The organism is Mesorhizobium sp. CCNWLY176, assembly GCF_037153935.1.
Lineage (GTDB): Bacteria > Pseudomonadota > Alphaproteobacteria > Rhizobiales > Rhizobiaceae > Mesorhizobium_M > Mesorhizobium_M zhangyense.
Window position 1 is genome coordinate 71,583 of sequence record NZ_JBBBDZ010000013.1, and the last position, 26,699, is coordinate 98,281.

Below are 26,699 nucleotides of genomic sequence, written 5' to 3' on the forward strand. Positions count from 1 at the left end.
GACGAACAGGAGAGCTCAGAGCATGCCTATTTATCTTCAGATCGATGGTATTCAGGGCGATGCCACCCACGAACAGCACCGCAAGTGGATGGACATCGAAGCGATTCACTGGAACGTTTCGCGCAACATGAACACCTCGGCCGGTTCGGCCGCTAACCGTGAAGCTTCCGAGCCGACGGTTTCGGAAGTGATCCTGACCAAGGTCAGCGATTCCTCCTCGACCAAGCTCTTCCAGGAGGCCTGCTCGGGCCGCACCGGCAAGCGCGCGACGATCCATCTCGTCACCACCGGCAATCCGGGCGAGACCTATATCGAATACACGCTGACCAACACGCTGCTGGCCAGCTATTCGATCGACTCGAATGGCGACCGCCCGGTCGAGACGGTCAAGCTGAACTTCACCAAGCTGGAAGTGAAGTACACCCCATTCGACGAGAACCAGTCGCCGCAGTCGCCGATGATCGCATCCTACGATCTCGCCACGACCAAGGCTGCATAGTCTTGGCAACAATTTCCAAGGCATCGCTCCGGCGGTGTCTTGGAAGTTTTGCAACGGTTCACCTGGGGCTGGAGCGTCAACTGCGACCCGGTTGAGGCTTCTCATTCGCTGGAGTTGTCATGCCCAATTTTTCTGTCTCGTCGCCCAAGCTCCGCGTGCGGCCGTTGGCCGAGGCCGATCTTGCTCCCGTCAAGCGGATGGGACGCGGTCCCTCCCTCGAACATCTGACCTACGCCAGCGGACCTCGCGAATTTGGCGCGCGCAACGCGACCGCCGGTGCCGCAGCTGCTTTGTTTCGTCAGGGCTCCGAGGCTCTGAACGAGTATGCGCTGACCCATGCCTTGAAGGTCTGGCTGGAGAACAACGAAGCAAAGATCGTCTCCGAAATGAGCGCAAGCGGCAATCAGGCATTTGTCGTTCAGGTCAACTACTCGGTGACGCCTTCCTTCGAAACACGCGTTTTCATGGGACGTGGGATTTATCTGCTTGGCTATGCCCAGTCTCGCAGCGACGTCAGCAAGATCCTGACCCCTGAACGGCTTTATGGTCCGAGCGTCGATGCAACGCCTTCGAACAGGGCGACGAAGTATGTCTACGCCTATCTGGTCGGGGAGCGCACCGTTCACTAGCGCGGTGCGCCCAGTAACCGTCCCGCGAAGTCAACGGCCGATCCATCGGCAGGTAGAAGCGCAACAATGAGGCTCTTGCAATGAACGATCAGCCGTCTGGCGCCGATTTCATCCAGGCTAGCCGTGTGCTGAAGGTGTCCTCGCCACTCGGTGAGGATCAGCTTCTGCCTGAACGCGTTTCGATCGACGAGGGCGTGTCCTCGCTCTTCGAGATACGGCTTTCCGTGCGCGCCAAGCGCGAGGCCGTGAAGCCGGAAGAACTCATCGGGCGGCTGGTGGACGTCTCCGTCGAGATCCAGCAGGGCGAAGATGACGGCGGCGTGCGCCGTCCCTTCAACGGTCTGGTGACGGAGCTAAGCGAAGGCCCGCCGGTGACGCGCGGGCTGCGGTCCTACGCAATGGTCCTGCGGCCGCAGATGTGGCTTCTGTCACGGCGCTCCGACTGCCGCATCTGGATGGACAAGACGGCAGTCGACATCGTCGAAATGCTGTTTTCCGAACACGGCCTGCCGGCGCCGGATGTCTCGGGCGTGGTAACGCCGCCGCCGGCGCAGCATTATTCCGTCCAGTGGAATGAAACCGATCTCGATTTCCTCACCAGGCGCTTCCAGGAAGACGGGCTGTTCTACTGGTTCAGCCATGAGGAAGGCAGTCACCGGCTGCATGTCGCCGACGCTGCGAGTTCATGGGGGCAGCCTTCACCCTCGGCACAGGGAGAAGGGCGTGTGCGGCTCGCGCAGGGTTCTTCGGATCGCAACCACATCACCGAATGGATGCGGCACTACGCCTATGTTCCGGGCCAGCGGGCCGGCGCGGACTGGAATTTCGAGACGCCGCGCATGGTGCCGGGCACGATGACGCCTTCGCTCGTCCAGATGCCGGATGCTGCCAAGCGCGAGCTCTACGAATTTCCCGCCAGGGCGCTTACCGTGGAAGCGGCGGAGCGCGCGCAAAAGCTAAGGACCCAGTCGATCGAGGCCGATCACGATCGCGTCCTGGGCAAGTCGACATCGCGGGTGCTGGAGGCAGGCCGGCGGTTTACGCCCTACGAGGTTGCGCATCCGGAACGCGCCTATGATGAGCATGTCATCGTCAAGATAAAGCATTCGGTCGTCGACCGCTCCTACGAGACGAATGCCAACGAACCAGAGTTCAGCAACGAGTTCGAAGCGCTTCCGGCGCGCGTGCCGCTGACGCCGCATCGCGAGACGAAACGCCCGCGCATCGAGGGTGCGCAGGTGGCGATCGTGGCCGGCCCGCCCGGCGAGGAAATCCATCCCGACCAGTATGGCCGCATCAAGCTCTGGTTCCCGTGGGATCGCCGCGCCAAGAAGGACGGTTCGGATACCTGCTGGGTGCGCGTCGGCCAGAACTGGGCCGGTGGAAACTGGGGCGGACAGATCATCCCGCGCATCGGCATGGAAGTGATGGTCGCTTTCGTTGATGGCGACCCGGACCGCCCGCTGGTGACGGGCGTGGTGCCCAATCCCAACAACAAGGTGCCCTACGACCTGCCCGCCAACAAGACGCGGATGGTGATGCGCTCCAACAGCCACAAGGCTGCCGGCTTCAACGAAATGACGTTCGAGGACGAGGCCGGGCGCGAGAACATGTTCTTCCACGCGCAGAAGGACCAGACGACGCGAGTGCTGAACAACCGCACGGCCCGCATTGACAGCCATGACGTACATTCCGTCGGAGGCAGCCGCTCCGTGGAAGTGGCGAGCAACCAGAAGCAGGAAATCGGCGGCTCCTATAATCTGACGGTTGGCGGCACTGGCCCTTTGGCGATGGCGGCGATGGCCGGGGTGGCAGGTCTGGCCTCGGGAACGGCGGGATTGCTGCAACAGGCCGGGGGCGTAGCGGGCGCCGGTGGCATGGCTTCATTCGGGGCGGCGATGGCCGGATCGACGCTCGGCTTCCTTTCCGGTTCGGGCCTTGGCGCGCGGGGCGGCGTGGTTTCCGGCCCCAGCCCGCGTGCGGACGCCGGAACGGCGCTGGCCGGCGCTGGCGGTGGGCTTGGCGGTAGCGTGGGTGGGCTGTTCTCCATGCCCGGCGTGATGAACACCATCGTGCAATCGTTCCAGTCAACCAGCGTCGGCGTGGCACAGGCCGAGCAGATTGGCTCGAGCAAGGTGACGAATGTCGGCGTCTCGCAGGTGACGAAGGTTGGCAACGCGCAGCACAATGAAATTGGAGTTGTGCAGACCACAAAGGTCGGCAAGAAGCAGGAAACCGAAGTTGGCGAGGAGCAGAAGTTCAAGGTTGGCAAGACAATCGATATCGAGGTTGGCAAGCTCTACAATCTGATCTCACAGGACAAGTATCACGGCGAGGCTCGGAAATGGGAGATCTTCGCCGAGGATGAAATCCGCCTCTCGACGCCGGGTGGTTATATCTCGCTGACGAAAACCGGCATCAAGCTCTACGCCCTCAAGATCGATATTGAAGGCAACAGCATCAACTTCAAACAAGGTGGACCGGGGCAGGGGCCTTCCTGTCTGCGGGCCATGGCCGGCGGCTCCACGCCGTTTGTAGGGTAGTCGCCATGGCTGATCTGTTCAAGCTGCGAGAGGTTCTCCGGCGCGTGCAAAATCCGCTGTTCGCCGTGGTTGACGGCGCACAGTTTCCTGACTTGCCTTCGGCGTTGTTTGATGAGGATTTATACCATCGTTCGCTTTATCGCGACGCGGCGAACGCTGGGCAGGATCAAGAACGCGCCGCCCCGCAACTGGTCTGGCTGGATCGGGAACGGGGCGCCGCCTCTGACAAACCGGACGGCCCTGCGGATCAGGCCGTGTTGGAACGGCTGATCGATTTGGTCAATGGCAAGCACGCCTGCGTGTTCTGGGAGTGCGACGGTGGCGGAGAACGGCTATACCGCCATTTGCGCACGATCAACATGGCGCTCTTTCCAACGGAGGCCGATGTCGATCCGGGCAAGAGCTATGAGGCAGACCCGCGACCGCCAGCGGAACGGCCGGCGCCGAAGCCGGGCCAGCTACGGCGGGTGATCCTGCGTCATGCCGACGCCAATGTCATGGCGCAGCTCATTCCTTCGCTCAACCAGGCGCAATATCTGCGCCTGCTCGGACCGGCCAACGCCATCATCTTCCAGCCGGATGAGGAATGGGGTGCCAACGTCACGCGCGCCAGCCGCAAGGACAATGCGCCACCGCCGCCCAGAGGCCCGCTCACCATCGATTTGAGCAATATCGAGGAAATCGAAAACCGGCGGCGGGAGGCCGTCATCCGCAAGCGCATGATCTATCTGCGCAAGGTCGCGCCGGACTACACGGTCGCGATGAGCGATGACGAGTTGCGCGACCTCGTGCGGCGGCAGGAGGCCGAGGCGAACGAGTTGGGACTCAAGCGCGAATACTCTCACAAATTATGGGCGTTCATGATGGTTATCGGTGGTGAAAAAGCCGGGCAGGCGCCGGAGGTGCGGGCCTTCATCAAATCCGGGCCGGGTAGCCCCGACCAGAATTTCGACGTGCTCTTCAACAAGACGAAGAGCGTCGTCCGCATCCACAGGAATGCTGCCTGATGCCTCCCTTGTTGGCAGTTGGCGGTGGGCTTGCACTTGCAGGCGGCGGCACGGCCGCGGCGGCAGGCGGGGCCACCATATCGGCCGGCACCGCGGCGTGGATTCTTGGCGGCGCGACTGTTGCCACGGGGGCATATATCTACAGGGACGAAATCGCCGACGGGGTCAGCAACGCCATGTCGGGCGCCCAGACCGAGGCGACGACGCAGGACCAGGCGGTACCGGCGACCCGGACCGTCACCTGCGCCCGCTGTGCTCAAAATCCCTGCGCCTATCTGGCCTGCGGGATTCCCGGCAGCACCTATCGCGGCGGAGCTCATGGCTGCATGACCGGCACGACCGAGACGGTGGGCGATGGGCTGGACAGCCATCATATGCCGGCGAATTCACAATCGCCCTTGCCCACGCCCGTCGGGCCGGCGATACAGATGGATCCGGTCGACCATCGCCTTACGGCTTCCTATGGCGGCGGCGTACATGGGCCGAGATATGCGGTGCAAAGGGGTCTCCTTGCGCGCGGCCAGACCTATGCGGCGTTCATGCTTGATGCCGCCGACGCCCGCGCCGTAGCGACAGCGCAAGGCAACCCGACGAAATATGACGGGGCAATCGCCCAGGCTACCGCCTATGCGAGCTGTCTCAAAAGATTTGGTATCATACAGTAAGAGACAGGGATCACGATGGCAGCAGAAGATGACTGGACGGTTTTTCCCGGCAAGGGGCTGGGAAAGCTCGAATTCGGCATGTCTCCGGCGCAGGTGGACGCGTTGTCCGATACCTACGGCGCTGTGACGGGGCGCAGAAATGACGCCATTCCCGACGACATTTTGCGCGACACGCTGGAGAAGTTCGGCGACGCGATGAGCGAAGAGGAAAAAGAGGCCCTTATCGCAGCCTATGCACAAAGCGCTCCGTCTGCTGACAGTGTGACTGAAGCGCGCGGCAATCCGGGTCTCGTCCTGCACTACGAGGCCGACCGGCTCGTCGAGATCATGCCGGCCATAAAGCAGCGCCCGCTTTTCCTCGACGGCAAGGACGTGTTTTCGCTGAGCGCGTTGGAGGCGCTGGCACTGCTGGAGCGGCTGAATGGCGGCCCCGGCCGCTACGCCAGCACGGGAGCGGCATTCGACAAGCTCGCTATTTCGACGGATGGGTTCTGCGTGACCGACGCGGCTGCCGGCGTGCGTACGCTGGACGAGGCCGACGAGCAATTCCAGGGACGCACCGTGACCTTGCGCCAAAAACCCTATCTGCCCGAAGGCGAGATGGACAAGTTCATCAACCATTCGGTTCTGGGGTGATCCGATATGGCTGAGCAAGCACCAAGGCACGAGTCGCCGGACCGGATCGAGACCGAACGGCTCGTACTTCGCCGCCCGGTGCTTGGCGATGCCGATGGGCTCTACGCCATGCTTTCAGACCCGCAGCTGTTCCACTACAGCCCCGTGCCGCTGGCCGGCAGTTTGACGGATGTGAAGCACATCATCGTCGACTGGGAGGAGCACTGGGACAAGGGTCTGCGCACCTATGTCGTTGCGCGCAAGGAAGCGGTGGGCGAGCCGATCGGTTTTGTGAACATAGGGCCGGACGAAGAGCTTGGAGGCGCGCTAATGCACAGCGCCTCGGGCGCGGGGCTGTCGGAGGAGATCATGCGCGCGCTGATTCCAGCACTCGGGCTGACGCAGGCGTGGACGCTGATCGACGCGCAGGTCGCGCCATTGATCCGCTTGCTTGAAAAGGTCGATTTCCATGTCGAGAAAGTGCTGCCGCGCCACCGCGTGCATCCGCAGGTTTCAACTGAAAGACGTGATTGCGTGCTGATGCGCCAGAATAGCGTGGAGGTAACGTGATATGGGAAAGCCGGTAGCCCTGCAAGGCGCGATGCATGTCTGCCCGATGTGTGATCCGGGACCGAAGCCGCATGTCGGCGGTCCCGTCCAGTCGACCAGCCAGAACTTCGTCAAGGTGAATGGTGTCCCCATCGCGACTGTCGGCGATAAGTGCCTATGCACCGGCGTGCCGACCACCGCCGCCATCACCGGTGGGTCGTCCGTGGCGAAGATCAATGGCAGGAAGGTCGCGCGGTTCGGCGATGCGTGCGAGCATGGCGGTCGACTGATACAGGGCGAGAACTGGCTTAGATTCGAATAATTGCAGCAATTGGATTCTCGCCGGCGCCCAAGGCATCAATGCGGCGCATCCCTTGCTTGGTTGTCAGACACCACGACGCTTGCCGGAATTGGACGACATCAGAGAGAGGGAGCGCTCGCGCGCGGCCTCTGACCCATGGCCAAACATGTCGTTGCCGCGATCGGGGAAATTCCATCTGGCGGCAAAAAGCTGGTTTCGGTCGGCGGCCGGGAAGTTGGGATATTCAACATCGACAATCAATTCTACGGACTGATCAATCGTTGCCTCCATCAAGGAGCACCGCTGTGCGAGGGAACCGTCTATTCGAAGACGAGCTCGAGCCAGCCCGGCGAGTACAAACTCGTCTCCGGCGAGAAGATGATCCGCTGCCCGTGGCATTGCTGGGAGTTCGACATCAAGACAGGTCAGTCTTGGTGCGACCCCAACAGCGTGCGCGCAAAGGCATACAAGGTAGACGTGGAAAATGGCGCGGAGCTCGCCAAGGGTCCCATTGTGGCGGAGACCTGCAAGGTCGTCGTTGAGGATGACTATGTCGTGCTTGAGCTTTAATTCGCCTTCCTTCCGAAACGACGCTGACTGGACAAACCGATGGCAATCGCAGCAGAAAACTGAAGACCTTTCTTCTAAATGGCGGTCAAGCCACCAATGGCTGGTGCATGATTCCGGCGGCCTCATCCGCCGAAATCATGTGCGCCCAGGGCTTCGACACGGTTACAGTCGATCTGCAGCACGGGCTGATCGATTATCAGGTCGCCCTGCAGATGCTGCAGGCGACGGTTAGGTCCGGTGTCGCTCCGCTTTGCCGCATCCCGACAAACGAACCCGGCATCGTGGGAAAACTTTTGGATGCCGGATCGGTGGGCATCATCTGTCCTATGGTCAACACGCGGGAAGACGCGCTTCGCCTGGCGAGATCATGTTTTTATCCGCCCCGGGCCGACCAGGGCAAGGCGGGTATATGGCGATAGCTACCGGCGCGAATCGGACAGCGTCGTGACAGCGCTGGCGATGATAGAGACGAGAGAAGCTCTGTCGAACATTGACGAAATTCTGTCGGTGGACGGCATAGACGGCGTGTATATCGGTCCCGCGGATCTTTCCTTGTCTCTTGGCTATGAGCCAAGCCTCACATCCGGTAACCGGGAAGTAGTGGACGGCATCGCGATGGTGCATCGCAAGGTGCAGGAGGCAGGAAAGATCTCCGGAATCCATTGTGGTCTTGGAGGTTCGTTCAGGGAGCGGTTCAAGGAGGGCTTCAATTTTGTCGCCTGTGGCACCGATTTCGGTATATGGAGGCAGGGATTGCAGCCGAGCTAGCCTCGGATTTGGGAATAAGTGCTCCAGCGTCGTCGGGGCAGTATTGAATTGATCCTGCCACGACGCGGTCAAGTTCAGTGAGATTATCGAGCGCGGAGCCGTTCGATCTGGCCTATTCGACACAGTGCTTCGTCATAGGTACCGCCGGGCGGTTCTGTAGCAAAACTAAATGGCAACTTGTTTGCAGCACCGGGCGCAAAGCGCCTTGCACCTCATATCAGACGGCGACGAACGACTCGGACCGGCTTCATCGCCACAGCCGTACCGTCCTCAGCCTGCTCAGAACTTCGATGTTTTCATAGAACGCGTCCTGATGAGCGGCATATTAAATCTTGGTAATCCGCGGGTTTCGCCTCGCTTGGACCGGTTTTCTCCCCTACATCTCGGCTGTCGGGACGCATAGCGCCTTGTTGGGCATGCAGTCCTTCGTCAAATTGTCGGGTCGTGATGCAACGTTTTGCGCCTCGTCGGGACATAAAGCGATGTTACAGGTCGAGGCCGGTTACAAGAATGCGGTTTCATGCAGCGTCGGAAATCCGCATTTCGTGTCCTTAAGTCCCGGAGCAAAGCGTCATTGCTTTGGGCGGCGTCCAATCCATAAAATATCGTCAGGTTTCTGAAGGTCGAAGTTATGAAGGCTTCCCGCTTCGTTGTCCTTGTCATTGCGGCGCTCGGCATAGCCGGCGTCTTGTTCTTCTTTCCGAATTTGAGGAGCACTGGCCAGCGCTATGTCGCGGAACTCATCGCGGGCAAGCCGGCTGCCGATGCCGCAAAAAAGCCGGACGCGGCAACGTCGAATGGTGAAACAGCCACCGCGCAACCTGCAGCGTCATCTGGCAAGGGTCGGTCAGGTGGCGGGGGGCCGATTGCTGTGATCGTCGCTACGGCGCAGAAGCAATCCTTTCCCGTCGTCACCCGGAGCTTTGCCACCGTTCAATCACCGGCTGTCGTCACGGTCGGGGCACGGATAAGCAGTCAGGTCACCGAAATTCACGTAAAAGACGGGCAGATGGTCAAGGCCGGCGATCTGCTGATCTCGCTGGACGACCGGGCGCTGCGCGCGCAATTGGCGCGCGACAAGGCCATTCTGGCCAAGGACAGTGCGCTTCTGGTCAGCACGACAGCCGACATGAACCGCGCCAAGGATCTCGCCACCAAGCAGGCCGGCACGCAGCAGGCCTATGACGACGCGCTTGCCGCACAGCAATCGGCACAGGCGACGGTGGATAGCGATCAGGCAACCGTCGAAGCCGACCAGATACAGCTCGATTTCACCAGCATTACCGCCCCGATCGACGGGCGGCTAGGCGCGGTGCAGGTTTCGGTCGGCGATCTTGTGGGTGGCTCCAGCACGTCGTCGAGCACGACTTCCGGCCTCGTCACGATCACGCAGGTCGATCCGATCCAGGTCAGTTTTCATCTTCCCGAGAGCAATTTGCAGGTCTTCAAGCCACTGCTGGATGCCGATAAGGCGCCCGAGGTCAGGGTTCTCAAGAGTGGCAGCACCGATTTGATCGCGTCGGGAAGGATGGATTTCATCGATTCAGCGGTCGATACGGCTTCCGGCACGATCACCATGCGCGCGACCGTTGAGAATGGCAGTTTCGTGCTCTGGCCCGGCCAGTTCGTCGATGTCGAGATCGATCAGGACAATCTGAACGATGCGACGGTCATCCCGACAGTCGCGCTCCAGCCCGGCCAGAACGGCCAGTTCGTCTATGTCGTCGGGTCGAACAACACCGTGGAAGTCCGTCCCGTCAAGGTGGCGCTGAGTGACGGTGATACCTCCGCAATCGCCTCGGGCCTGGAGCCGGGGGACAAGATCGTCACCGAAGGGCAGTTGCGGCTGAAGCCGGGTGCTGCGGTCAAGCCGACTTCGGCGACGGCCCAGGTCAACGACAGTTCGGCAGTTCAGCCCGCCGCTTACGAGAAGCCGCAAACCACCGCGCAGGACGGCGTACAACAGTAGGGCGACGGCGATGACGATCTCCGAATTCTGCATACGCCGGCCCGTCGCAACGCTCCTGATGTCGCTGTCGCTGGTGCTGGCCGGCCTCTTCGCCTACACGGCGTTGCCGGTTGCGGCCCTGCCGCGGGCCGATTTCCCGGTCATCAATGTTTCGGCTTCGCTGCCGGGCGCTTCGCCCGATACGATGGCGACATCGGTCGCGACGCCGCTGATCAAGCAGTTTGCCACCATTGCCGGTATCGACAGCATCTCGACGACCAATTCGCTCGGCACGACGTCGATTGCGATACAGTTCGACCTCGATCGCGACATCGACGCTGCCGCAGCCGACGTACAGGCGGCCATCACACGCACGCAGCGGGCCCTGCCGGATGACATGCCGTCGCCCCCGAGTTACCGGAAGGTCAATCCGGCCGATGCGCCGATCCTGCTTCTCGCTTTGAAAAGCGATGTCGTGCCGCTGACCGACCTCGACGCTTTTGCGCAGCAGGTCATTTCGCCGTCGCTTTCCACGCTCAACGGCGTGGCCCAGGTCTCGATTTTCGGCAGTCAGGAATATGCCGTCAGAATCCAGCTCGATCCGGACGCGCTGGCGGCGCGCGGCATCTCCGTTTCCCAGCTTCAGGCAGCGATCGCCGCGGCAAACAGCAACTCGCCGCTCGGCACCTTGCAGGGGAGCCAGCAGCAGCTGACGATCGTTGCCGACACCCAGCTCGACAATGCCGCGAAGTTTTCCAACCTGATCATCTCGAGCAACAACGGCAAGGCCGTGCGGTTGGGCGACGTGACGCGCGTGATCGACTCGGTGGTCAACACCACCACTGCGAGCTGGTATGACGGCTCCCGCGCCATCATCCTTGCCGTGCAGCGCCAGCCCGACGCCAATACGGTCGCGGTGGTCGACCGGGTCAAGGAGATGCTGCCGACCTTCCAGAGCGAGTTGCCGGCGGCGGCGTCGCTGGAAACGATGAACGACCGTGCTGCCTCGATCCGTGCGTCTGTCAGCGACGTGCAGTTCACGCTGGCGCTCACCATCGCGCTGGTGGTTTTGGTGATCTTCCTCTTCGTGCGGCGCGTATGGGCGACGTTCATTCCGGCACTTGCGGTTCCGATTTCACTGATCGCTACGCTTGGCGTGATGTATCTGTTCGGCTTTTCCATCGACAATATTTCGCTGATGGCGCTGACGCTTTCGGTCGGCCTCGTCGTCGACGATGCGATCGTGATGCTCGAGAACATCGTCCGTCACATGGAGGAGAACGGCGACACCGCGTTCGAGGCAGCACTCAAGGGCTCGCGCGAGATCGGCTTCACCATCATCGCGATATCGATTTCGCTGGTTGCGGTCTTCATTCCGGTGCTGCTGATGGGCGGCGTCATCGGCAAGATCTTCAACGAGTTCGCGGTGGTGGTGGTGGTCGCGATTCTTGCTTCCACATTCGTCTCCTTGACGCTGACGCCGATGCTGGCGTCGCGCATGCCTTCGTCGTCCCATTCAGGCGACGAGCACGGCATCGGCGCCTGGCTCGAGCGCGGGTTCGATGCTGTCGTTCGCGGTTACGACCGATTGCTGAAGGTGTGTTTCCGCTTTCATCTGGTCGTCTTCCTGGTCTTTCTCGGCACCATCGGCCTGACGTTCTATGAGCTGAACACAATTCCCAAGGGCTTCTTTCCGACGGAGGATATCGGCCAGCTTCAGGTTACGACGCAGGCGCGTCAGGACATTTCCTTCGACGCGATGACCGCGCTTCAGGCGAAGGTCGCCGACGTCTTCGCCAAATCGCCTTATGTCACGCATGTTGGCAGCTCCGTCGGCGGCGGTGGCGCCGGCGGCGGCTCCAATGCCATGAATTCGGGCCGGCTCTTTGTCGAGCTGAAGCCCAAATCCGAGCGGCCACCCTTGCAGACCGTTCTTTCGGACCTGCGTCATCAACTCGGCGAGATCCCCGGCATCAACACGTTCATGAGTCCGGTGCAGAACCTGTCGGTCGGCGCGCGCTCTTCGGCCAGCCAGTACCAGCTTGTCGTGCAGAGCCTGGACGAGACCCAGATGAACCAGTGGGCGCAGAAGCTGAACGACGCGATGAGCACCGATAGGCGGTTCTTCACCGATGTCAGTTCCGACCTTCAGAACAATGCCTTGCAGGCAAGGCTGGTCATCGACCGCGACAAGGCCGCCACACTAGGCATCACGGCGGATGTCTTGCGCTCCACGCTCTATAGCGGTTTCGGTGCCGAGCAGGTTTCGACCATCTACACGTCGAGCGACAGCTACGAAGTCATCCTGGAACTCGACCCAAAGATAGACTGGACGCCGGAACGGCTGTCGCGGTTGCAGGTTTCGACAAGTTCGGGAGCGCTTGTGCCGCTCGGCGCCTTCTCGCATATCGACAGAGTTGCCGGCGCGCTGACCGTCAACCAGCTTGGGCAATTGCCGGCGGTCACCATCTCCTACAATCTGCCGAACGGCGTGGCGCTGGGCGACAGCATCGACGAGATCAATCGGCTCAAGACGCAGATCGACATGCCGCAGTCGGTGACGACCAGCTTCTACGGAACGGCCAAGACTTTTCAGGATGCGGCGGCCAACCAGGGGCTGCTCATTCTGGGCGCGATCCTGACGATCTATATCGTGCTCGGCATCCTCTATGAGAGCTTCATTCACCCGATAACCATTCTTTCGGGCCTGCCGGCGGCGGCTGCGGGCGCTCTTCTTGCCATAGGCTGGTTCGGCTTCGACCTGTCGGTCATCGCTGTCATCGGGTTGCTGATGCTGATCGGCATCGTCAAGAAGAACGCGATCATGATGATCGATGTGGCGCTGACGCTTCGGCGCGAAGGGGCCTCGCCGCAGGAAGCCATCCACAAGGCCTGCCTGATGCGTTTCCGGCCGATCATGATGACGACGCTGGCTGCCATGATGAGCACTTTGCCGATCGCACTTGGTGCAGGTGCGAGCGCCGAATTGCGCCAGCCGCTGGGCGTGGCGGTCGTCGGCGGGCTCGTGGTGTCGCAGACGCTGACGCTGTTCGTGACGCCCGTTCTGTACCTCTACATGGAACAGCTGTCGGGTTGGCTCGCCCGGATCACCGGGCGTGGTGAAAAGAGTGCCGCGGCTGAAACGGTGCCGGTCGAGATCGCAGGGTCCAAGCAGGCTGCCGAGTAGCGTTCAGCGGCGGCGGCGCTTCGTGCTCGCCGGCTCTTCCGCCGACCGCGCGTAAACATCGAGCGTATAGCCGATGTGTTCGGTCATAAGTGCCTGGGCCCGCTCAATGTCGCGGTCTAATGCGGCTTCCATCAGATGCGTATGATGTTCGATCGCGGTGGCATCGCGCAGTGCAGCCAGCGCCTGTTCATGCCCGTGCTCCTGCCCGGCCGCTGCCCGCAGCATCGGGGCGAGGCTGAGGAAGCGATGGTGGCGGCGCAGCTGATCGGAGATCGTCTCCTGAAAACGCAGAAGCCAGCGTGACGTGGCCGCGCCAAGCAGGGCATCATGAAATGCCTGATGCTTTTCATCCCAGTCGTTGAGCGCTGATTCCGACGGGTTCTCGACCGCAAGCGTGCAGCGGGACAGGCGATAATGGGCAGTGATGACAGACGCTTCCCATTCACTGCCGCCGTGCTCGATAGATTCCACGAACAGCGGCACCTCGATCAGCAGGCGCGAGCGCGTCAGGTCCTCCAGCTCCTCCCTAGACACCTTTGCGACGGCAAAGCCGCGATTGCTGACCGCCGTTACCAGGCGTTCGGCCTCCAGTCGCGACAGGGCCTCGCGCAAGGGCGTCCAACCGATGCCATAGGCGCTGCGCAATGCGCCGAGTTTCAGCGGCGCGCCGGGACCAAGCCGCGTCGACAATATGTCCCGCCGCAAAGTCCGGTATGCCGCTTCGGTCTTGCTGATGTGCTCGCCGTCCATGGACCGGTCCGTTGGTTCTGATCGCAGGTTTATATATTATAGTTAGAAAATGCAAAAATTATATATAATATTGACAGGCGATATTGGGATCGTATGATCCCTTCCGTGTAAACCGAGGTTGCCGATCATGAGTGCAGTTTCCGATCTTGCCGCCATCGAAGCGCTTGATGCTGCTGATCCGCTTCGTCCTATGCGCGACCGTTTCGTGCTGCCGCAGGGCGTCATCTATCTCGACGGCAACTCGCTGGGTGCAGCGCCAAAGAGCGCTTTCGCCGAACTCGACAAGGCGGCGCGCGAGGAATGGGCGGACGGCCTGATCCGCAGCTGGAACCGCGCCGGCTGGTTCGAACTCGCCGAACAGCTGGGCGACAGCGTCGGCCGGCTGATCGGCGCTGCCGCCGGCGAAACGGTGGTTTGCGACACGACCTCGGTCAATATCTACAAGGCGCTGCATGCCGCGCTGTGGCTGCGGCCGGACCGCTCGGTGATCGTGGCCGAAGGCGGCGGCTTCCCGACTGACATTTACATGGCCGAAGGTGTCGCCGCGACCCGGCCCGGCATCACCATCCGCCTCGAAGGCGTCGATGCACCGGCGATCGAGGATCTGATAAACGACCAGGTTGCCGTGGTTCTGGTCAACCATGTGAATTACAAGAGCGGTGAGCTTCGCGATATGGCGGCACTCACCCGCAAGGCGCATGAGGCGGGGGCCGTCATCACCTGGGATTTGTGCCACAGCGCCGGCGCGCTGCCCGTCGATCTTGATGGTGCGGATGCCGACTTTGCCGTCGGCTGCACCTATAAATATCTCAATGGCGGCCCCGGCGCGCCGGCTTTCATTTACGCGGCCAAGCGGCATCACGAAAACATTCGCCAGCCGCTGACCGGCTGGTGGGGCCATGCCAAACCCTTTGCGTTCGAGCAGGGCTATCAAGCCGGCTCGGGCATCCGGCGCTTTCTATGCGGCACGCAGCCGATCCTGTCTTTGCGCGCCCTGAAAGGCGCGCTCGATGTCTGGGACGATGTCGACATGACGCTCCTGCGCCAGAAGAGCATCGCGCTGACCGACCTGTTCATCGAACTCGTCGAGGCGCGCAGCAGTGAATATGGCGTCACGCTGGTCGGGCCGCGAGAGGGCGCACGGCGCGGCAGCCAGGTGTCGTTCGCGCACCAGAATGCCTATGAGATCATGCAGGCGCTGATCGATCGCGGCGTCATCGGCGATTTTCGCGCGCCCAATGTCATGCGCTTCGGCTTCACCCCCCTCTATGTCGGCTATCGCGACGTGTGGGATGCAGTGGCAATCCTGCACGATATATTGAAGACCGGCAGCTGGAAGGACGAGCGCTTCGCGGTTCGTGCTGCCGTCACCTGATCTCAGGCATTCGCCGTTTTAGCGCGCCTGTCCCCAGAGGCCTCGATGCCTTTTTCGAAGCTCTGGATGTGCTTCTCAAGTTCCGTGTTGTTCATTAAGGCGGTCAAGGTCGTGATGTCCTTGCCCCTATAAAGATCATGTACTTGCGCTGATTTCAGGCGAGCCAAAAGCTCGACGCGTTTCATTGCGAATCCTTTCTCTCATTGGTTTGGGTGGATTCTCTGAAGGGGTAACTTCACCCCTTTGTCAACCGTTCCGAAATAAACGGAACAGGCCTTGACCTTCCAGTTGCTGGAAGCCTTACGTTCAGTTCTTACATAAGACTCGTATGGGAATTGAAGTCATGGATCATCATCACGAACACGCAAATTGCTGCGGCGCGCATGGCGGCAACGCTGCCGCCGAGGTCGTTCGTGATCCGGTCTGCGGCATGACCGTCGATCCGGCGGCGGGAAAGCCGACGGCGCAGTATGGCGGCCACGTCTATCATTTCTGCAGCGCGTCGTGCCGCGAGAAATTCACCAAGACCCCGGACGCCTATCTCGAAGCCGTCGATCCTGTCTGCGGCATGAAGGTCAACCGCGCTACGGCAAAGCATTTCGCCCGCCATGAAGGGCAGGGTTTCTATTTCTGCTCGGCCGGCTGCAAGACGAAGTTCGAGGCTGAGCCGGCAAAATATCTCGGCGATCGCCCGGCGCCTCAGGCCATGCCGAAGGGCACGCAATACACCTGTCCGATGCACCCTGAGATCGTCCGCGACAAACCCGGCTCCTGCCCGAAATGCGGCATGGCGCTGGAGCCGATGGGCGTGCCCACCGGTGACGAAGGGCCGAACCCCGAGCTCGTCGATTTCACGCATCGTTTCTGGGTCAGTGCTGCCCTGTCCATCCCGCTTCTGGTCCTGACGATGGGGTCGATGGTCGGCCTGCCGTTGCGCGACTGGTTTGGCGAAAAGCTCGCCGTCTGGATCGAGCTCGCGCTGGCCACGCCGGTCGTGTTGTGGGCGGCGCTGCCGTTCTTTCATCGCGGCTGGGAGTCCATCATCAACCGCAGCCCCAACATGTGGACGCTGATCTCGCTCGGTGTCGGTGCGGCCTATCTCTACAGCGTGGTGGCCACGCTGTTTCCTGATGCGTTTCCGCACACATTTCGAGGTCACGGCGGCGCGGTTCCCGTCTATTTCGAGGCGGCGGCTGTCATCGTTGCGCTGGTTTTCCTTGGTCAGGTGCTGGAGCTGAAGGCGCGCGAGCGCACCGGTTCCGCTATCCGGGCGCTGCTCGACCTTGCGCCGAAGACCGCCCGGCTGATCCGCGCCGATGGTTCGGAAACGGATGTGCCGCTGGAGGAGGTCAAGGCCGGCGACCGGCTGCGCGTTCGTCCCGGCGACAGCGTTCCGGTTGATGGATCGGTGGTCGAAGGTCGCTCCTCGGTCGATGAATCGATGATTACCGGCGAGGCCGTCCCGCTCGAAAAGACTGCGGGCGACCGCGTCACCGGCGGCACGATCAACAAGAACGGCTCGCTGATCATCAAGGCCGAAAAGGTCGGTGCGGATACGGTTCTGTCGCAGATCGTCGAACTGGTCGCCAAGGCGCAGCGATCGCGCGCGCCGATCCAGGGTCTGGCCGACCGCGTCGCCTATTATTTCGTGCCGGCGGTGGTGCTGGTGGCGATTGCCGCCTTTATCGTCTGGGCGCTGTTCGGGCCGGAGCCGAGCATGATCTTCGCCATCGTCTCGGCGGTCTCGGTGCTGATCATCGCCTGTCCCTGTGCTCTGGGCCTCGCTACGCCGATGTCGATCATGACCGCTACTGGCAGGGGCGCGCATGCCGGCGTGCTGATCAAGGATGCCGAAGCGCTGGAACGTTTCGCCGGCGTGGACACACTGATCGTCGACAAGACCGGAACGTTGACCGAAGGCAGGCCGGTGCTGACCGATGTAGTTACCGCGAACGGTTTCGCCGAAGACGAACTGCTGGCTCTCGCCGCCACGCTGGAAAAGGGTTCCGAACATCCGCTGGCTGATGCCATCGTTGAGGGTGCCAAGACGCGCGGCGTGAAGTTGCTTGACGTTAGGGATTTCGAGGCAGTGACCGGCAAGGGCGTCCGGGGCGTCGTTGGCGCAAAGCATGTCGTGCTCGGCAATGCCGCGATGCTGAAAGAGATCAAGGTCGATGCCGGCGAACTGAGCGCCAAGGCGGATGCACTCCGGGCCGACGGCAAGACGGCGATGTTCGTGGCCGTCGATGGCAAACTCGCCGGCATCGTCGCGGTCGCTGACCCGATCAAGAAGACCACGGTCGAGGCGATCAAGGCGCTGCATGAAAGCGGGCTGAAGATCATCATGGCCACCGGCGACAATGAGCGCACGGCCAAAGCAGTTGCGGCCCAACTCGGCATTGACGAAGTTCGCGCCGATGTCCTGCCGGAAGGCAAGAAAGCGCTGGTAGACGAGCTGCGCGCCAGGGGAGCGAAGATCGCCATGGCCGGCGATGGCGTCAACGACGCGCCGGCGCTTGCGGCTGCCGATGTCGGCATTGCCATGGGAACCGGGGCCGACGTCGCCGTGGAAAGCGCGGGGATCACGCTGGTGAAGGGTGATCTCAACGGCATCGTGCGGGCCCGCACGCTGGCGCAGGCGACGATCCGCAACATCAAGCAGAACCTGTTCTTCGCCTTCATCTACAATCTGCTCGGCGTGCCGGTGGCGGCGGGCGTGCTCTATCCGATCTTCGGGATGTTGCTGTCGCCAATGCTGGCCGCTGCCGCGATGAGCCTGTCGTCGGTGTCGGTGATTGCCAATGCGCTGCGGCTCAGGACGCTGAAGCTTTGAATTTCTGGAGACGAGAACCATGAATATCGGTGACGCATCCGACCGCTCCGGCCTTCCGGCCAAGACGATCCGCTATTACGAGGATATCGGGCTGCTCAAGCCCGGCCGCGCCGAAAACGGCTACCGCGACTATTCATCGAGCGATGTGCATCGACTGAAATTCCTGCAGCGTTCGCGCAGCCTCGGTTTCTCGGTCGAGGAATGCCGCCAGCTTCTGTCGCTTTATGGCGATACAGCGCGCGAGAGCGCTGACGTGAAGGCTATGGCCGAGGTCAAGCTCGGCGAAGTCGACCGCAAGATTGCCGAACTCATCGAGCTTCGCGGTGTGCTGCAGCACCTCGTCCACAATTGCCACGGCGATGCGCGGCCCGATTGCCCGATACTCGACGATCTTTCCGGCAAAGCACCGCGCGATCCTTCGCCTGCCGAGGCGGCGGAACATTCATCCCCTTCCAAGCACTGAAACAGGAGACTTCCATGACTTCACAACGCAAGCTCGTAGCGCTTTCGGCTGCCCTCTTGCTGGGTGCCGGCATAACTGGTGCCGCACTCGCGCAAACCGATCACAGCACGCACGATATGAGCGGCAGGGCAGCGACTGCCGGGGCCGAGACGCCGGCTGCCAAGGGCTACCAGAAGGCGATGGACACGATGCATCAGGCGATGGGCTCGGTCGATTATACGGGCGATCCCGACATCGATTTCGCCCGCGGCATGATCCCGCATCACCAGGCTGCCATCGATATGGCCAAGGTCCAGCTCGAATATGGCAAGGACCCGGAGATCCGCAAGCTTTCCGAAGACATCATCAAGGCGCAGGAAGGCGAGATCAAACAGCTCAACGAATGGCTGGCGGCACATCCGGCGAAGTGAGTGGTCTTAGACGAACGGTTTGCCCACCTGATATTTTCCCGGCACCAGCCGGTTCAGGTAGGCGATACCCTTGTCGGAAAGCTCGTTGACATCGGGCTTGAGGAAATCGTCGGGCATGTGGCGGGTCTTGCCCGCCACGGCCGAAAGCGGCACCAGCTTCATGACCGTTTTCTTGCCGTCGAACTGGAGGGCGACCGAACCGCCGCCTTTTGCTGCGGCTTCTACGGCGAAAGCGCCGGCGTTGAATGCCTCGTGGGAATCGGTGTCGTTGATTGCGCCGATATAGCCGCGCGGCATGTAGCCCAGTGCATCGACACGGGCCCGCGTTCCGGGCAGGCCGTCGCGCAGCGCATGCTCGAAGGCGAGGCCGAGATCGCCGCCGGAAAGCTTCAGATTGCCATGGGCGTCGCGCTCGAGGCGGTCGGGTGGCACGATGCTTTCCACCAGCGACTTGCCATCCGCCGTGCTCACGCCTTCAGAGACCGCAACGATGCAGCGCTTGTAACGGCCGAGCGTGGCGCGGACGTCATCGATGAAGCGCGGCACTGAAAAAGCCCGCTCCGGCACGTACAGAAGATGCGGGCCGCTGTCCTCGTCATCGCGCCAGGCAGCGGCAGCGGCGGTCAGGAAGCCGGCGTGACGGCCCATGACGATGCCGACATAGACACCGGGCAAAGCGCGGAAATCGAGATCGACGCTGAGGAACGCGCCGGCGACGAATTCGCCGGCGGAAATGAAACCCGGCGTGTGGTCGTTCTCGACGAGGTCGTTGTCGATCGTCTTGGGTGCATGGACGAAGGCGATCGAGCCGCCCGATGCGTCGGCTAGTATCTGCTGTGTGCCCGCCGTGTCGTTGCCGCCGATATAGATGAAGGCGTCCGCCCCCACCTTCTTCAGGCCGGCAAGCACGAGCTCGCAATAGGCTGCGTCCGGCTTGTCGCGAGTGCTGCCGAGGGCGGCGCCCGGCGTCGTGCCGACGCGGCGCAACTGTTCTTCCGGTACGTCGGAGAGTTCGACGTAGTCGCCATCACGAATGCCGCGCACACCGTGACGGGCGCCCAGAATCCGGGCATCCGGGTGGCGTTTCTGGATTTCGATGACCGCTCCCACCATGGTCTGGTTGATGACCGCCGTAGGTCCGCCGCCTTGAGCGATCACGAATGTTGCAGCCATCCAGGTATTCCTCTCGAATTGTTTGCGGCATGATTGCGCGCTTGCCGGCCTGGCGCAACATGATTGGCGCAAAAGCGGGTATTATCCGATCGATTGCGGCTCCTTCGCTGGAACCATGCAATCTTTCGCGCTGGCTGCATGGTGCACCGTTGCCGCCGGCATGCTCCATCGAATAGATGGGGCGGAACGATTTTTGAATGAGGAACGTCATGACAAGCAATGCTTCTCTCCAGTCCCGCCGGGTCGCGGCGATCCCGCGTGGCGTGGCGACTGCCTATCCGGTGTTCGCAAAGCGTGCCGAAGGCTCCGAGATCTGGGATGTCGATGACAAGCGCTATGTCGATTTCGGCGGCGGCATCGCCGTGCTCAACACCGGCCATCGCCATCCGAAGGTCATTGCCGCCGTGCGCGAGCAGCTTGACGCCTTCACGCATACGGCCTTCCAGATCGTGCCGTACGAGCCCTATATCGAGCTCTGCGAGAAGCTGAACGCGCTGGCTCCTTTCAAGGGCGAGGCCAAGAGCATCCTGTTTTCGACCGGCGCGGAAGCCGTCGAGAACGCGGTCAAGATCGCACGTGCCGCGACCGGGCGCACCAATGTGATTGCCTTCACCGGCGCTTTCCACGGCCGCACGCTGATGACCAGCGCGCTCACCGGCAAGGTCGCGCCCTACAAGAAGAAGTTCGGACCGATGCCCGGCGGCATCTGGCATGTGCCGTTCCCCGTTTCGCAGCTTGGCACGACGGTGGCCGACACATTGAAGGCAATCGAGTATTTGTTCCGAGCAGACGTCGATCCGGTGAACGTCGCCGCCTTCATCATCGAGCCGGTTCAGGGCGAGGGCGGTTTCCATCCGGCTCCCACCGAGCTTCTGGAAGCGCTGCGCAAGCTCTGCGACCAGCATGGCATCCTGCTGATCGCCGATGAGGTCCAGACAGGCTTTGCCCGCACCGGCAAGATGTTCGGCATCGAAAACAGCGGCGTCGAGCCGGACCTGCTGACGATCGCGAAATCGCTTGCCGGCGGCTTCCCGCTTTCGGGCGTCATCGGCCGCGCCGAGATCATGGATGCCGCCGAGCCCGGCGGTCTTGGCGGCACCTATGCCGGCAGCCCCATTGCGTGTGCGGCAGCGCTGGCCGTGCTCGACGTGATTGCCGAGGAAAAGCTGATCGATCGCGCCAATTCGCTCGGCGATCGCATCAAGGGCGAACTGGCCCGCTTTGCCCAGCGCAACGACACGGTGGCGATGTCAGCCATCCGCGGACCGGGCGCGATGGTCGCGTTCGATATCGTGAAGGGCCGCGGAAGCGAGGAGCCCGACGCCGACGCCACCAAGCGCGTGACGACGGCTGCACTTGCCGAAGGTCTGGTGCTTCTCTCCTGCGGCGTGAACGCCAACACGATCCGCATCCTCATGCCGCTGACGATCTCCGACGAGATCCTCACCGAGGGCCTGGGCAAGCTTGAAAAGGCGCTGGTCGCAGCCAACGCCTGAGATCGGTTTACTTAAAGCAGAAACGCCGGCGGTCATCACCGCCGGCGTTTCTGTTTCTGAGGATCAGAGAAGGGGTCAGACGACCACGATCGGCGTCTTGGTCGGCACGCGGTTGTAGAGGTCGATGACGTCCTGGTTGATCATGCGCACGCAGCCGGACGATACGGCCGTGCCGATCGACCACCATTCCGGCGAGCCGTGGACGCGGAACAGCGTGTCGTTGCCGTCCTTGAAGATGTAGAGCGCGCGCGCGCCGAGCGGGTTGGTCAGGCCGCCGGGCTGGCCGCCGCGGAATTTTTCCAGCTCCGGGCGTCGTCCGATCATCTCCGACGGCGGCGTCCAGGTCGGCCACTCCTTCTTGTACTGGATGTTGGCACGGCCGTTCCAGACGAAGCCGTCCTTGCCGATGCCGACGCCGTAGCGGATGGCGTCGCCGCCCGGCTGCACGAGATAAAGGAAGCGCTCCTGCAGGTGCACGACGATCGTGCCTGGCTGCTCGCCGGTTGGGTCGACGACGATCTGCCGGCGGAATTTCGGGTTGATCTTGGCGAAGGGGATTTCCGGTAGCGTGTTGCCGCTGTCGGTGAAGGAGGCATACATCAGCTCCGGGCGCGTCACCTGCTTGTCGACGCTGATGCGCGGCCGGATGGAACCGGTGGTGACATTGTCGAGCTGGAGCGCGGACATATCCACGCTGCGCGAGCAGCCGGCAGTTCCAAGGAGTGCAGCCGAGCCAAGCCCGATCAGGGCCGCTCGCCGCGAAATGAGGCCGGGTTCGTCGGAAGGCATGGATTTCGGCAAGGCTGGATTTTGCGACACGGGCACGTTTCCACGGTTGAACACACACGCTCTGGGATTCGCGAAACCCTGCGATCAAAGCCGTTAGCATTTTCATCAATCGTGGTTGATAAATCGTGAATCGCATTTCCGCCTGACTTTGCAAGGACTTGCCGACGCGCGCCTGGAACGGGACCGCCAAAATGCCTCAATGAAGGGTTGCAAGACGCAACAACACCTTCGTTGCGTCACAATCTCGACCGGACCCGTTTCTAGGTTCCCCGCATGTGCTGCGAGGGAATCATGAGTGTGACATTCAAGACCGATCTGGCGTTGTTTTTCGGGACGATCATTGCAACCGCGATGGTGCTTGGCGCCAATGTCAGCGCTGCCGATATCGTGGCTGCGATTACGCGGGCATTCTCATGAAAACCCGGCCTAAAGACGATCTCTTCGCGTCGAAAATTTCCCCCTTTACTTCATCGCGATGGCAAGGATTTATACTCTCCTTTGAGCACAGGAGAGTTCCATGCCGTTTGAAACCTGGGCAGCCTTCGCGGCCGCGTCAGCAGTTCTTCTGATCATTCCCGGTCCCACCATTCTTCTGGTGGTTTCCTATGCACTCGGCCAGGGCTGGCGCACCGCACTTCCGATGGCGGTCGGTGTCGCGCTCGGCGACTTCACCGCCATGACCCTTTCCATGCTCGGCATCGGCGCGCTTCTGGCCGCATCCGCCACCGTCTTCACCGTCCTTAAATGGATCGGCGCGGCCTATCTGATCTATCTCGGCATAAAGCTGTTTCGCGCCGGCGGAACGCTCAATGCCGAGCCGCGCACGGACGCCGCATCCGCTGCGAAGATGATGGGGCATGCCTGGCTGGTGACGGCGCTGAACCCGAAGAGCATCACCTTCTTCGTGGCGTTCCTGCCGCAGTTCCTTGACCACAACGCCGATTTCCTGACGCAGATGCTGATCTTCGAGACGACTTTCCTGGCGCTCGCTTTCGCCAATGCGTTCGGCTACGCGCTGGTGGCTGCGCGGGCGCGCAATCTCGTCCGCAATCCAAAGGCGATCGGCATCTTCAACAAGACCGGCGGCACGCTGCTTGTCGGCGCGGGTATCGCGACTGTTGCTGTCAGGTCCGGTAGTTAGCATTTCATAGTTCGGGATAAAAAAGAGGCGGGCAATGCCCGCCTCTTTGCTTTCATGCGTTCGGCCTCACCACTTCACGCTGAGGCCGATATTGCCCTCGAAGACCCGCGTCTTCTCGCCACCGAGATTGGTCGTGTAGTCGGCGGTGGCAAACAGGCTGACCGTGTCGGTGAGCTTGGCGACGACACCGCCGCCGAGCTCAAGAGCGGTTCCCTTGCGCTCGGTCGAAATAGCGTCCGAGCCGAAGGTGACCGTGTCGGTGCTCTTGAAGTCGTGCCAGAGATTGGCCTTCAGATAGGGCCGCAGCTTCATGTCGCCGAAAGGCATTTCGCCCTGCAGGCGCACGCCGAGGCGGCCGGTGGCACCGCTGCCCGGATCGAAGGAGACGGTGGAGAACCGATCCTGCTGATCGTCGAACGACAAGTGCTGCCAGATGATCTGGGCCTGCGGCTCGATCGTCCAGGTGCCGGTCAGGGCGATCGGGTAGCCGCCTTCGAGGGAGACGGCAACGCCGCTTCCATCGATGTCGACGCCGACATTGCGGTCAGAGGTCGCGTCGCCGCTGAACCAGGTGCCCATCACGATGCCGTCGATATACCAGCCGGTCGGGCCGATATGCGTCCAGTAGGCGCCGACGCTGGTTCCATCGAGGTTCAGCTTGCCGACGGTGAGGTCGTTCCAGCCGAGCGCCTGGCCGCGAATGTCGCCGTCCATGCTTGAGTGAGCGACGAACAGGCCGGCACGATCGCGATGGCCTGACGAACTTTCCCAGCCGAACAGGTCCGCGCCGGCCTGGAAGCCGAGCAGATGGCCGTCGAAGGTCGGGGAGACCGTTCCGGACCATTTGGTCTCGTTGTCCTGTCCGAAGACGCGGCCCCAGACCACCGGCAGGAAGTCCACGCCCTGCAACAGGGCCTGCTCACCGCGGCGTTCGTGGAACGTGCCGAGATTGGCAAGGCCAAGCTCATAAGCAACGGGGGGCAGGACCGAATAGGTCGGCACCTCGATGCGATAGAGCGGAATGACCTCGGCAATGACCGGTGTTGCTCCCGGCGTTGGCGGCACCGGTTGAACAGGCGGCGGCAACGGTTCGGGGCCGGTGTTGATCGGTGTCGGCACTGGTACAGGTGCCGGCTCCGTCGGCGGCGTCGGTGGTGCCGGCGGCGGATCGATCGGTGGTGCCGGTGGCGGTGGCGGAGGAGCGACGGGTGCCGGGTCGGTAGGCTGCACCGGTGGTGCCGGATCAACAGGATCAGGATTGCTCGGAGTGGGCTCCGGCGGCACCGGCGGCGGTGGCGTTACCTGAGGCGGCGGTGCCGGTAGCGTCGGTTCCGGCTCTACCGGCTGTGTAGCTGGGTCCGGCTCCGACGGAGTTGGCTCGAGCGGAGGCGGAGCAGGTGCTGGCTCCGGCGGCGGCGGTGCCGGTGGGTTTGGTTCCTCGGGTGTCGGTGGCGGTGGAGGAGGCGCGACCAGCGTCGAGCGCAGATACCAGTTTTCGCTGGTGCCGTCGGACACGCCGCCCTTGAACAGGAGGTACTCAAAGGCGCCGGCAGCGACAGGCCCGTTGAGCGAGAAAGAACCGCTGGCGCTGGTTGCGCCATTGACCGCCTCGACGACCTGGATCCCGTCCTGCGTTGTGGACGCCCCAGCACCGCCAGCATTGACAATGCTGATGCTTGTCGTGCCGGAAGCCGTTCCGCCGGAAATCACCAGTTTGTCGGAAGCGGATGCATCATCGCCAAGCACGGTGTCGAGCAGCAGCAAACCGCCATCGCCGGTATAATTGCCGCCGATAGTGAAGGTGTCGCTGGTGCCGCCGCCATTGTTGGTCAGATCGATGCGTCCGGAATTGACGACGCCGGCAAGCTGACCAGCGGTGAAGGCGCTGACGCCGCTGTTGAAACCGCCGCCATAGAGCGTGCTCGTCGCATCGACGCTGAGCGTTCCGGTGCCGGTTCCGCTGTCGCCGAGCTTGAGCTGTCCGTCGAAGGTCAGCTGCGTGTCGTTGGTGGCCGCGATGCTTTCCCAGCTCTGGAAGCGGGCGACGCCAGGTGTCAGGACGTGATTGAGGGTCAGGCTGTCGGTTCCGAGGCCGCCTGTGATGGCCGTCGTTGCCCCGAGATTGGCATTGGTGAGGTCTTTCAGCGTCGCGGTGTCGTTGTCTCCTCCCAGATCCACCGTGCCGTAGATGATGCCGCCGCCGTCCCAGGTGAAGGTGTCGGAGCCAAAGCTCATCAGCACGTCGCCGCCGATGCTGCCGCCGGTGACGGTCACGCTGTCATTGCCGCCGCTGACGCTGATGTTGCCGCCGATCGTTCCACCGGAGATGATGACGGTGTCCTGGTCGAAGCCCGTAACGAGATTGCGGTCGATCGTGCCGCCCGACATGTTGAAGTAGTTCTTGTCGAGCTTCATGTTGACGCGGCCGATGCGGCCGCCGGTCATGATGGCGCGGTCGCCATCATCGAAGAAGTCAACGATGCGGCCATTGGACATGAAGAACGTATCCAGCGCGTCGCCCTGGTTGAGCGACTGGATGACGCCACCCGTCATCTGGAAATCGTCGATGCCGCCGCCTTGCTGAACATTGCCCGTGACGGTGCCGCCGTTGATGATGAAACTGTCAGCGCCACCGCCCTGGTCGACGGTGCCGGTGATCGTTCCGGAATTCATCTCGATGCGGTCGGCGCCGTCGCCGAAGGCCACGTTGCCGTTAAGATTTCCTGTGCCGGCGTCCGGAAACTGCAACGTGTTGTTGCCGAGAAGGTCTGTCAGGCCGCCGGGAGATATGCCGCTGTCGCAGACGAAAGTGTCATTGCCGGCTGTCGGCACGAACGTGCAGGCGGCCATGGCCGGTGCTGCCTGAAGGAATGCTATACCGATTGATGTAGAGGCCAGAAGTCCGAGGCGGCGCTTCCTGCCCCTCGTACGAGAAACAGAATCCCAAGCCGATATTCCCGGCATCGGGTCGTCCGAGGTGAAGTGCCG

At 62.0% G+C, this 26,699-nt stretch carries 25 protein-coding genes; 20 read left to right on the forward strand and 5 right to left on the reverse strand.

Annotated elements, in window-relative coordinates; translation table 11 throughout:
* Positions 1-22: 22 nt before the first annotated feature.
* The 13 genes from WBQ96_RS20515 (at position 23) to WBQ96_RS20575 (ending at position 13,281) form a co-directional block, all read left to right on the forward strand.
* Positions 23-499, forward strand: a complete 477-nt coding sequence (locus WBQ96_RS20515) for an Hcp family type VI secretion system effector (protein WP_091916068.1) — start codon at positions 23-25, stop codon at positions 497-499.
* 119 nt (positions 500-618) lie between these two features.
* Positions 619-1,128 (forward strand): hypothetical protein, encoded by a 510-nt coding sequence (locus tag WBQ96_RS20520; protein WP_336553540.1) that lies wholly within the window; start codon positions 619-621, stop codon positions 1,126-1,128.
* An 80-nt stretch (positions 1,129-1,208) separates the two neighbouring features.
* Entirely contained in the window at positions 1,209-3,671 is a 2,463-nt protein-coding gene (tssI, locus tag WBQ96_RS20525) for a type VI secretion system tip protein TssI/VgrG (protein ID WP_336553542.1), read from the forward strand.
* A 5-nt stretch (positions 3,672-3,676) separates the two neighbouring features.
* A complete protein-coding gene (locus WBQ96_RS20530; RefSeq protein ID WP_336553543.1) occupies positions 3,677-4,678 on the forward strand; it encodes a DUF4123 domain-containing protein in 1,002 nt (333 codons plus the stop codon).
* The gene (locus WBQ96_RS20535) at positions 4,678-5,343 is read left to right on the forward strand and encodes a hypothetical protein (protein ID WP_165120344.1); all 666 of its coding nucleotides are present in this window, start codon (positions 4,678-4,680) and stop codon (positions 5,341-5,343) included. Before WBQ96_RS20530 ends, WBQ96_RS20535 begins: the two co-directional genes overlap by 1 nt.
* A gap of 15 nt (positions 5,344-5,358) precedes the next feature.
* The gene (locus tag WBQ96_RS20540) at positions 5,359-5,979 is read left to right on the forward strand and encodes a hypothetical protein (RefSeq protein WP_336553546.1); all 621 of its coding nucleotides are present in this window, start codon (positions 5,359-5,361) and stop codon (positions 5,977-5,979) included.
* Positions 5,980-5,985: 6 nt separating this feature from the next.
* Positions 5,986-6,528 (forward strand): GNAT family N-acetyltransferase, encoded by a 543-nt coding sequence (locus tag WBQ96_RS20545; protein WP_336553548.1) that lies wholly within the window; start codon positions 5,986-5,988, stop codon positions 6,526-6,528.
* Between the two features lies 1 nt (position 6,529).
* The gene (locus tag WBQ96_RS20550) at positions 6,530-6,829 is read left to right on the forward strand and encodes a PAAR domain-containing protein (protein ID WP_165120347.1); all 300 of its coding nucleotides are present in this window, start codon (positions 6,530-6,532) and stop codon (positions 6,827-6,829) included.
* A 135-nt stretch (positions 6,830-6,964) separates the two neighbouring features.
* Positions 6,965-7,378: a Rieske (2Fe-2S) protein gene (locus WBQ96_RS20555; protein ID WP_336553550.1), complete on the forward strand. Its 414-nt coding sequence runs from the start codon at positions 6,965-6,967 to the stop codon at positions 7,376-7,378.
* 107 nt (positions 7,379-7,485) lie between these two features.
* Positions 7,486-7,797 (forward strand): aldolase/citrate lyase family protein, encoded by a 312-nt coding sequence (locus tag WBQ96_RS20560; protein ID WP_336553552.1) that lies wholly within the window; start codon positions 7,486-7,488, stop codon positions 7,795-7,797.
* Positions 7,798-7,822: 25 nt separating this feature from the next.
* Positions 7,823-8,146: an aldolase/citrate lyase family protein gene (locus WBQ96_RS20565; RefSeq protein WP_336553554.1), complete on the forward strand. Its 324-nt coding sequence runs from the start codon at positions 7,823-7,825 to the stop codon at positions 8,144-8,146.
* 631 nt (positions 8,147-8,777) lie between these two features.
* Positions 8,778-10,115 carry an efflux RND transporter periplasmic adaptor subunit gene (locus WBQ96_RS20570; protein WP_336553557.1) on the forward strand — a complete coding sequence of 446 codons (1,338 nt, stop codon included), beginning with the start codon at positions 8,778-8,780 and terminating at the stop codon, positions 10,113-10,115.
* 10 nt (positions 10,116-10,125) lie between these two features.
* On the forward strand, positions 10,126-13,281 hold the full coding sequence (locus tag WBQ96_RS20575; protein WP_336553558.1) for an efflux RND transporter permease subunit: 3,156 nt from the start codon (positions 10,126-10,128) through the stop codon (positions 13,279-13,281).
* Between the two features lie 3 nt (positions 13,282-13,284).
* On the opposite strand, the gene WBQ96_RS20580 is transcribed toward WBQ96_RS20575, so the two are convergent.
* The gene (locus tag WBQ96_RS20580) at positions 13,285-14,031 is read right to left on the reverse strand and encodes a GntR family transcriptional regulator (RefSeq protein WP_336553560.1); all 747 of its coding nucleotides are present in this window, start codon (positions 14,029-14,031) and stop codon (positions 13,285-13,287) included.
* Between the two features lie 127 nt (positions 14,032-14,158).
* On the opposite strand from WBQ96_RS20580, the gene kynU reads away from it, so the two are divergent.
* Positions 14,159-15,406, forward strand: coding sequence for a kynureninase (gene kynU / locus WBQ96_RS20585; protein ID WP_336553562.1), 1,248 nt, complete (start codon positions 14,159-14,161; stop codon positions 15,404-15,406).
* Between the two features lie 2 nt (positions 15,407-15,408).
* On the opposite strand, the gene WBQ96_RS20590 is transcribed toward kynU, so the two are convergent.
* Positions 15,409-15,591, reverse strand: a complete 183-nt coding sequence (locus tag WBQ96_RS20590; RefSeq protein WP_336553564.1) for a hypothetical protein — start codon at positions 15,589-15,591, stop codon at positions 15,409-15,411.
* Positions 15,592-15,749: 158 nt separating this feature from the next.
* On the opposite strand from WBQ96_RS20590, the gene WBQ96_RS20595 reads away from it, so the two are divergent.
* The 3 genes from WBQ96_RS20595 to copM are packed head-to-tail and all read left to right on the forward strand — an operon-like array spanning position 15,750 to position 19,112.
* Positions 15,750-18,239 (forward strand): heavy metal translocating P-type ATPase, encoded by a 2,490-nt coding sequence (locus WBQ96_RS20595; protein ID WP_336553567.1) that lies wholly within the window; start codon positions 15,750-15,752, stop codon positions 18,237-18,239.
* Positions 18,240-18,258: 19 nt separating this feature from the next.
* Positions 18,259-18,702 (forward strand): Cu(I)-responsive transcriptional regulator, encoded by a 444-nt coding sequence (cueR, locus tag WBQ96_RS20600; RefSeq protein ID WP_165120354.1) that lies wholly within the window; start codon positions 18,259-18,261, stop codon positions 18,700-18,702.
* Between the two features lie 14 nt (positions 18,703-18,716).
* On the forward strand, positions 18,717-19,112 hold the full coding sequence (copM, locus tag WBQ96_RS20605; protein WP_336553571.1) for a CopM family metallochaperone: 396 nt from the start codon (positions 18,717-18,719) through the stop codon (positions 19,110-19,112).
* 6 nt (positions 19,113-19,118) lie between these two features.
* On the opposite strand, the gene WBQ96_RS20610 is transcribed toward copM, so the two are convergent.
* Positions 19,119-20,285: a diphosphate--fructose-6-phosphate 1-phosphotransferase gene (locus tag WBQ96_RS20610; protein ID WP_336553573.1), complete on the reverse strand. Its 1,167-nt coding sequence runs from the start codon at positions 20,283-20,285 to the stop codon at positions 19,119-19,121.
* 209 nt (positions 20,286-20,494) lie between these two features.
* Here WBQ96_RS20610 and gabT point away from each other — a divergent pair, with 209 nt between their 5' ends.
* Entirely contained in the window at positions 20,495-21,781 is a 1,287-nt protein-coding gene (gene gabT, locus WBQ96_RS20615; RefSeq protein WP_336553575.1) for a 4-aminobutyrate--2-oxoglutarate transaminase, read from the forward strand.
* Between the two features lie 75 nt (positions 21,782-21,856).
* Here gabT and WBQ96_RS20620 read toward each other — a convergent pair whose 3' ends face one another.
* Complete coding sequence (locus WBQ96_RS20620; protein ID WP_165120425.1) at positions 21,857-22,570, reverse strand: L,D-transpeptidase; 714 nt, start codon at positions 22,568-22,570, stop codon at positions 21,857-21,859.
* Positions 22,571-22,861: 291 nt separating this feature from the next.
* Here WBQ96_RS20620 and WBQ96_RS20625 point away from each other — a divergent pair, with 291 nt between their 5' ends.
* Positions 22,862-22,987, forward strand: coding sequence for a hypothetical protein (locus tag WBQ96_RS20625; RefSeq protein ID WP_336553577.1), 126 nt, complete (start codon positions 22,862-22,864; stop codon positions 22,985-22,987).
* 100 nt (positions 22,988-23,087) lie between these two features.
* Positions 23,088-23,711 carry a LysE family translocator gene (locus WBQ96_RS20630; protein ID WP_336553579.1) on the forward strand — a complete coding sequence of 208 codons (624 nt, stop codon included), beginning with the start codon at positions 23,088-23,090 and terminating at the stop codon, positions 23,709-23,711.
* A gap of 66 nt (positions 23,712-23,777) precedes the next feature.
* On the opposite strand, the gene WBQ96_RS20635 is transcribed toward WBQ96_RS20630, so the two are convergent.
* Positions 23,778-26,675, reverse strand: coding sequence for an autotransporter family protein (locus tag WBQ96_RS20635; protein ID WP_442920871.1), 2,898 nt, complete (start codon positions 26,673-26,675; stop codon positions 23,778-23,780).
* Positions 26,676-26,699: the final 24 nt, after the last annotated feature.